2 protein-coding genes and 2 pseudogenes are annotated in these 7,993 nt (G+C 37.7%); 1 reads left to right on the forward strand and 3 read right to left on the reverse strand.

What is annotated here, in order from left to right; all coding sequences use genetic code 11:
* On the reverse strand, nucleotides 1-3,771 hold a 3,771-nt coding region (locus ACOYLP_RS09510), incomplete at its 3' end, for a beta strand repeat-containing protein (protein ID WP_422855938.1).
* Nucleotides 3,772-4,734: 963 nt separating this feature from the next.
* On the opposite strand from ACOYLP_RS09510, the pseudogene ACOYLP_RS09515 reads away from it, so the two are divergent.
* Nucleotides 4,735-5,346: pseudogene (locus tag ACOYLP_RS09515) on the forward strand (hypothetical protein).
* 199 nt (nucleotides 5,347-5,545) lie between these two features.
* Here ACOYLP_RS09515 and ACOYLP_RS09520 read toward each other — a convergent pair.
* Complete coding sequence (locus ACOYLP_RS09520; protein WP_396141962.1) at nucleotides 5,546-5,854, reverse strand: DUF3467 domain-containing protein; 309 nt, start codon at nucleotides 5,852-5,854, stop codon at nucleotides 5,546-5,548.
* 138 nt (nucleotides 5,855-5,992) lie between these two features.
* Nucleotides 5,993-7,993 (reverse strand): annotated as a pseudogene (locus tag ACOYLP_RS09525) (DNA-directed RNA polymerase subunit beta'); the annotation flags it as partial.

Here is a 7,993-nt window from a genome sequence, read left to right on the forward strand (position 1 = left end):
TGCTGCACCACTTGTATTGGCTACACAAGTTTTGGTAAAGGCTGTTCCAGCGTTTGTAGTTGGGTTACGGTTAAATGTAACAACCACATCATCAGTTGATGCTGTACATGTTGAATTTGTTATAGTCCATCTTAACGTATATGACGTTCCAGCTGTTCCGCTGAATGTTGATGAAGGGCTAGATGCTGTTGTAATGGTTCCCCCTGACCCACTAACGATACTCCATGCTCCTGTTCCTACTGTTGGTGTATTTGCTGCTAAAGTGACTGATGTTAATCCACATGTAGCAGATGCTGTTTGATCAACTCCTGCGTTAGCAGTAGTTAGTGATGCATTTACCGTAGCAGTTACGTCTAATCGAGCCGTGCTCTCACAACCCGCTGGGTTTTGAGAAGCGTAATAATGATTACCATTTACCAAGGCTGTTGAGGTGGCTAATGCGGAACCCCCACTTGATGACGCATACCAAAGTATTCCCGAACCTGTAGCGGATAAATTTGCCACTGTCGCTCCAGTACAAAAAGTTTGTGATGCTGCTCCTGTTGGAGCTGCTGATGATGCTATTGTAACAGAAAAAGGATAGGTTGTACTATTGCAACCTGTAGTAGTATCATTGACGTATAAAGTTCCACTAAAGGTACCAGATCCACCCGTTGGACAGTATGGAACTTGTAAAACAATATTTCCAGTACCTGGAGTAATACCGGTAGATTGAGATGCAGTAAACCCAGCTGCCACAGCAGTGGCATCGAAAGTTACATAAGATTGGGCCCCATTATTAGAAGTATATGGCAAATTTGCAGTTGTTGTTCCTTGTGTTACTGTTGGGTTTGTTCCAAGTGTTATTGTAACAACAGGACTTACAGTTACCGTCCATGTTCCTGTTGATTCTGTTGGTGTTGTATTACAAGTACCATCTGTGGCATATCTTCTATAACTTGTTGTTGTTGTTAAACCAGCAGGTGGAGTATAGGTTGCTGCTGTTGCACTTGCAATTGCTGTTACATAACCATCAGCTGAGCTTCTCCATGAGTAAGTAATAGTGGCATCTCCTCCTGAAGCCGCTGTAGCACTTCCAATTAAAGAAGGAGTGCCTCCAGAACAGATTGTCTGACCTGTAGTCGCAATAGCTCCCGCAGAAAAAGCTGCTAGTATAGTTCGTGCAGTAGAAGTGAACTTGGTATTACCCGGACCTACCCCACCTGCGTTATCAGCAAACCAAGAAACTCCTTCTTGCACTACGTCAAAAGTGATATTGTTTGAACCAGCAGCAAGTGGTGAACCATAACTAGCAACAAAGTCTGATGCTGTTAATGGTAAAGTATAAGTAGCTGTTGCTCCTGGCGCTAGATTTGCCGCTGAAACTCTAACCTTATAATCATCCCAGCTAGTTCCATTTGTATTCCATTTTACACCAATGTTAATTGTTGGTGTACCGCTTGATCCATCAGTCCAGGTGGCTGTTCCAACATTTTTTATGGTTACTGTTACATCTCTTGTTTCACCTTGACACCAAGAAGTATTACCCAGGCTAGCGGAAATTATTTCGCTCTTGAAAGTAAGACCGTCTGAAACGGTAACATATCCTGATGTATTTGCAAAATAGGTTTGATTTTTATTGCTTGGTGGAGTAGCCGCCCCATATCCCCATGTACCATTGACACAATTGACACCTGCAAGATGAAGTGATCCAACTGCTATATTAAGTCCGGTTCCTATTGACGCAGTTGCCGAACCAGTAGGCGCTATACTCAATTTACCAGTAACTGAAGTTCCTGTGACAATAGATTTAGCACCCGAGCCAGAAAGCGTAAGGTTACTGTAAGCCACTGCTTTTACTGTCTGATTTCCGGCACCAGTATAATTAACTGTGTTACCAGCTACTGAAGTGGTAAGCGTAGTAAATGTAGGTACAGTTGGTGTAGTACTAATATTAAGTGTACTGGTTGCAGTTGCGTTGTTAAAACTAGTTACCGTACTTGAACCCGAATGGTTTACAATACCTCCAGCATTATTAGTTATACCTGTAATTGTTCCTGAACCACTTATGTTTATTGTGCCTGTATTTGTAAAGTTAGCCAATGCTGTTGTAATTGTTCCAGAACCTGAATGACTCATAGTTCCTGAGTTAGACAGATTACCAGTAACAGAAATAGCTCCGCTACTGTTGAAAGTGGCTGCATTAACAAAACTTCCTGCTCCTGATAGTGTGGAACTAATCGCTAAAGTACCATTGTTGGTAAATTCTGTCGCAGAGGAGGTATTACTTACTGATATTGTTCCAGAACCACTAGTAAACGACTTACCTGAAGCAATTGCAACACTTCCTGAACCTGTTGGTGCAACAGTAAAATTAATGGTGTTTGTTAAACCTGTACTTTCTAAAGTTTCTGCTGATGCACCATTCATCACAATTGTACCACTTCCGCTACCTGTTTCTGTAATAGTTCCACCAGTATGGATAAAATCTCCACCAACATTAAGTATAGTTAAAGAAGAGCCACTAGAAAAATCAACTGTTCCCCCAGTTTGGGTATAATTACCTCCAATTGTTATGGTAGGACTTGGAGTATTAGCATTGAGTCGTAAAGTTCCTGTTCCAACAGAAGTTACTGTAAAATTCCCCGCACACAGTGTAAACGTGGTAGTCCAAGCTTGTTGCCAATTGCTGGTATTTGCAGTCCAATTTAATTCTAAATTACCAAAAGGCAAAGTAACTCCTGTGGTTATTACCGTTGTATTACTTTGCCAATTGTTGATACGCACATTTGAACTAGCTCCAAAACTTTCAGTCCCACCAAAAATAGTAGTTGATGGAGCACTTGTATTACTGTGTATGTAAGTACCTCCATTATCAATTTGAAAAGTTGTTGCTGAAGCAAGAGTAATAGCCGATGAAGAAGTTAAAGTACCACCATTTTCTATCCACACTCTAGAGTTTGTTCCAGAAACCGACCATGCAGCTCCAGTAGTCATGGAGTGACCATTTTGTATAACAAAACAATTTCCACTTGTAAAATCTCCTGCAACGGCATTTGTTCCGGTACCATCTCGTTTTGTATTCCAGTTAGCTGCCGTTTGCGGTGCTAAACTTCCTTTAGAATAAAATGTCTTCGGCTTCAATGCAATTAAAATAGAACCCCATCTATCGCTACCTGAGAGTGTAACAGTGCCATTCCCAGTTGCACCTGCTGTTGGTTTTATTGCCCATGCAGCACCTACTGAAGCATCATCACCGTTAGTAGTAACATTATCATATAACTCCGTTAACGAAGCAGGAGAAGTTGCTGCCCAACTTGAAAAAGCTCTGTCGTTACTAACCATCGCTAACATAATTACAGCGGAGTTTGCAGAAGTTGTTGTAAGCGTTATTGCAGTGGCTGTTGTGCCATCAGCAGTTGCTACATTCAGAGTTGAAGGAACTACATCAAAAGGGCCACCGGCTGTACCATCAGCTTTTACTCCACCCGAAACATCAACGCCACTAAATGCAACAATTGAACCTATAGCCATATCCGCTCTTGAATTAGGTAGCGAAAAAGCGAATGAACTACCTTCAGTGCCATCAGCTACTCTGTAAAGTACAGTTCCATGCCAAGCATTGTTATTATTAGAAGTTCCATCGCTCCGAATTATTCTCCCATCAATTAATGTCCAACCAGTTGATGTAACATTGCTCAAACCACCACTACTATTGTCGGTTTCATTTTGAACAATCGAAACAATCATCACATCTCCGGCAACAACGCCAGTTGGTTTGTTGATTGTCATCGCGGAGGCAGCAGTTGAGATAGAGGCTGTTGTAGACGACCCTCTCTGCGCAATTTGCCCCCATGAGCTACTTGCGCTAAGTAGGAAAAGCAGTAAAAATACCGACGAGAAGCACGATCGCTGCAGGCGGAAGCAATTTCGAAAAATTTGACTTAGGGTAATCGTTGTTTTCATAGTTTTAGTTGATTTATTGTAGATTTGGGTTTAAACATTGTTATTTATAAATTCCTTATGTAAAGGATAAAAAAATTCTAATAGGTTTCATTTTTTGAGCAAACTTAATTAAACACATAGTTCCTTTAAAAAAAAACAGATACACAACACAAAAAATCGTTGACCTACAACTTTTTTTGAGCTAAATTATTGTAATTCTGTAAAGTGAATGATATCATCGACAAACAGCACTACAACAATAAAGCTTTGTAAATAAATATTTTATGTCCAAAAAATCAGCTTCTCAATCGCTTTACAGCTACTTGTCAAAACCTATATACCCATATAAAATTCCATTGAAATAGTTTTATAATGGGCTAATTCTATTTTTAGACGCTTCAAACGTACAAAGCTTATTTGAAATAAAAAAATAATTTTATCGATTAAATGCATTTTTTATCGATTATTTGCATTTATTTATATTTATTGTAAATTTTGTATTATATAATAAAGTGGATAAAGAATAAGTTAGCAACGGTTTAATTAGTTTACAACTTGTTAATTGTATAAATGGTAGAATTTAATAGTACAAGACCTGACAGGTTTTAAAAACCTGGTAAGTCTGATGAGATTCCTCTCTCTTCCAAAAATAAAAGACGGAATGACAATAGTAGTAACCGATAGCGAACTGGGGAAGCAAAATTTGTGATTAATATCAAATCGCAGAGTCGCAAAGTCGCAAAGTGTTGCATAAAAATTTAGCGAAATTACAACTTACTATTTGAGTAATAATATTTCTTATATTTGCTAATGCAAAATGATTTGAGATATGAATTACAAAATGTCCTTTCAGGAAAGAGCCAAATTAGCTTTGGAACAACTATCCAAGCAATCGCCAATTACCTTAAAAATGGCGAAACAACAAGCCCATCAATTGAAATCACAAAGCATTTCAAAAGTGAAGAAACACAGAGATTAGAAAATTACATAATAATAAATAATCTTTGGGCAAAAGATATTAACCTTTCTCAATATGTTAGCGAAGGTGCAGAACAAAAGGTATATTTAAAGGATTCTATTTATTAAACTTCCTGGAGAGATTATTTATACAATTTATTACTTCACAATTATTTTTTCCCTGATACTGCTTATGAATTAATTGGTTTTATAAAAGATAAAAGCATATTGTATGCTGTTGTTCAACAATCCTATGTCGCAATTACTGCTAACACTGATTTGGAACAAGTAAAAAAATTTTTAATACAAAATGGTTTTGAAAACACTCGTAACAATGACTATTTCAATCCTGAATTAGGTATTATTTTAGAGGATTTACATGACGAGAACGTCTTTACAAGAAACGGAGTTTTATATTTTATTGATACTGTCTTTTTTTTGACAAAAAAGTTTTGGTTGAAATAAAATAACATTGCACTTCTTCCAATGCAAAATTGGCTTTTATAATCAAAATTTTTTTGAGATTCCTCTCCCGTCAAAAAAGACGAGACGGAATGACAAAAGTAGTAACCGATAGCGAACTGGGGAAGCAAATCCGCGCTAACGTGCAATAAAAAAACCATTTCAAGTAATTGAAATGGTTTAGTTTACTAACTTAATTTATTTATGCCTGACCGGCAGGACCAAAATTCAGCGGAATCTGCGGTTGCTCTACGTCTTTAATTTCACCATTAGCTTGTTCATATCGGTGAATGTTTTCACCCAATGCTTTTAGAAATCTTTTGGCGTGCTGTGGCGTTAATACTATTCTAGATTTCACTTTTGCCTTTGGTACTCCAGGCATTAGGGTTACAAAATCTACAACAAATTCAGAAGCGGAGTGATTAATAATAGCCAAATTGGAATAAATTCCTTCAGCCACTTTCTCGTCTAGCTCTATGTTGATTTGTCCTTGTTGTGCGTTATCACTCATTTTGATATTAAATTTAGATATTAGATTTTAGATTTTGCCACTGATGATAGTAAAAAGCCACTAATTTAGAATTTAAAATAGTGGCTTTTATTTATCTCATTCCCAGTTCACTCTCCTGAGAGAGTGAGGGTGAGGCTTTTAATAAATGTACTCTTCTTTACTAGCCATAATCTCGTTGTAGTCTTCTTTAGAGCCTACAATGGTATGATCATAATCTCTCATACCTGTTCCAGCAGGAATTCTATGTCCAACAATAACATTTTCTTTAAGACCTTCTAGTGTATCTACTTTACCAGCAACTGCTGCTTCGTTTAATACTTTTGTAGTCTCTTGGAACGATGCCGCAGAGATAAATGATTTAGTCTGTAACGATGCTCTGGTAATACCTTGTAAAACCGGAGTTGCAGTAGCCGTAATTACATCACGAGCCACAACTTGGTTTTTATCATTACGTTTCAATAAAGAGTTTTCATCACGCAATTCACGTGGAGAAACAATCTGACCTGGTTTCAACACCTCTGAGTCACCTGCATCTTCTACCACTTTCATTCCGTATAGTTTATCGTTTTCTTCTAAGAAATCAGCCGTATGAATTAGTTGCTCTTCAAGGAATAATGTATCTCCCGGATCTTCAACTCTAACTTTACGCATCATCTGACGGATAACAACTTCAAAGTGTTTGTCGTTGATTTTTACCCCTTGCAAACGATATACTTCTTGGATTTCGTTAACCAAATACTGTTGAACAGCTGATGGACCCTGAATTCTCAAGATATCTTCTGGTGTAATCGCGCCATCTGATAAAGGAACACCCGCTTTTACGAAGTCATTTTCCTGAACCAAGATTTGACTTGATAATTTCACTAAGTATTTCTTAACCTCACCAAACTTAGATTCGATTACAATCTCACGGTTACCTCTTTTAATTTTTCCAAATGAAACTACACCATCAATTTCAGACACTACCGCTGGGTTTGAAGGATTACGAGCTTCTAACAACTCTGTAATTCTTGGTAAACCTCCTGTGATATCTCCTGCTTTTGAAGAACGACGAGGAATTTTTACAAGGATTTTACCTGCTTTAATTTTCTCTCCATCTTCAACCATAAGGTGAGCACCAACCGGTAAGTTATAAGAACGGATTAATTCACCGTCTTTACCGTAAACCAATAAGGTTGGGATTAATTTTTTGTTTCTTCCTTCCGAAATTACTTTTTCCTGGAAACCTGTTTGCTCATCAATCTCCACTTGGAATGATTGACCTTGTTCTAAATCTTCATAAGCGATTTTTCCAGTAAATTCAGAAACGATTACTCCATTATAAGGATCCCACTTACAAATAATAGCACCTTTTTCAACGGTATCACCATCTTTTACATTAATAACAGAACCATAAGGAATATTATGAGTACTTAATAGAATTCCTGTCTTAGTATCAACTAATTTCAATTCCGTTGAACGAGAAACTACGATATCAACTTTTTTCCCGTCAGCATCTTCACCAACTACGGTTTTTAAATCTTCGATTTCAAGTTTTCCACCAAATCTTGCTACAATAGTAGATTCTTCAGAAACTCCACCTGCAACTCCACCAACGTGGAAAGTACGAAGTGTTAACTGTGTTCCCGGCTCACCAATAGATTGGGCAGCGATTACTCCAACTGCTTCACCTCTTTGAGTCATTTTTCCGGTAGCTAAGTTTCTACCATAACATTTAGCACAAATACCTTTTTTAGCTTCACACGTTAATGGCGAACGAACATCCACTCTTTCAATTGGTGATTCCTCAATAGCTTTAACAATAGCTTCGGTAATTTGCACACCAGAGTGAACTAAAATTTCACTATTCAATGGATTAATTACATCTTGCAATGCAACACGTCCTAAGATTCTTTCTCCTAAAGTTTCAACAATTTCTTCGTTTTTCTTTAAGGCAGAAACATCAATTCCTCTTAAGGTACCACAATCTACAGAGTTTACAATTACGTCTTGAGAAACGTCATGTAATCTACGTGTCAAGTAACCGGCATCAGCCGTTTTCAAAGCGGTATCCGCTAATCCTTTACGCGCACCGTGAGTAGAAATAAAGTATTCTAAGATAGAAAGACCTTCCTTAAAGTTAGAAAGAATAGGGTTTTC

The sequence above is a fragment of the Flavobacterium sp. genome (assembly GCF_049318325.1).
In the GTDB taxonomy this organism is placed as follows: domain Bacteria; phylum Bacteroidota; class Bacteroidia; order Flavobacteriales; family Flavobacteriaceae; genus Flavobacterium.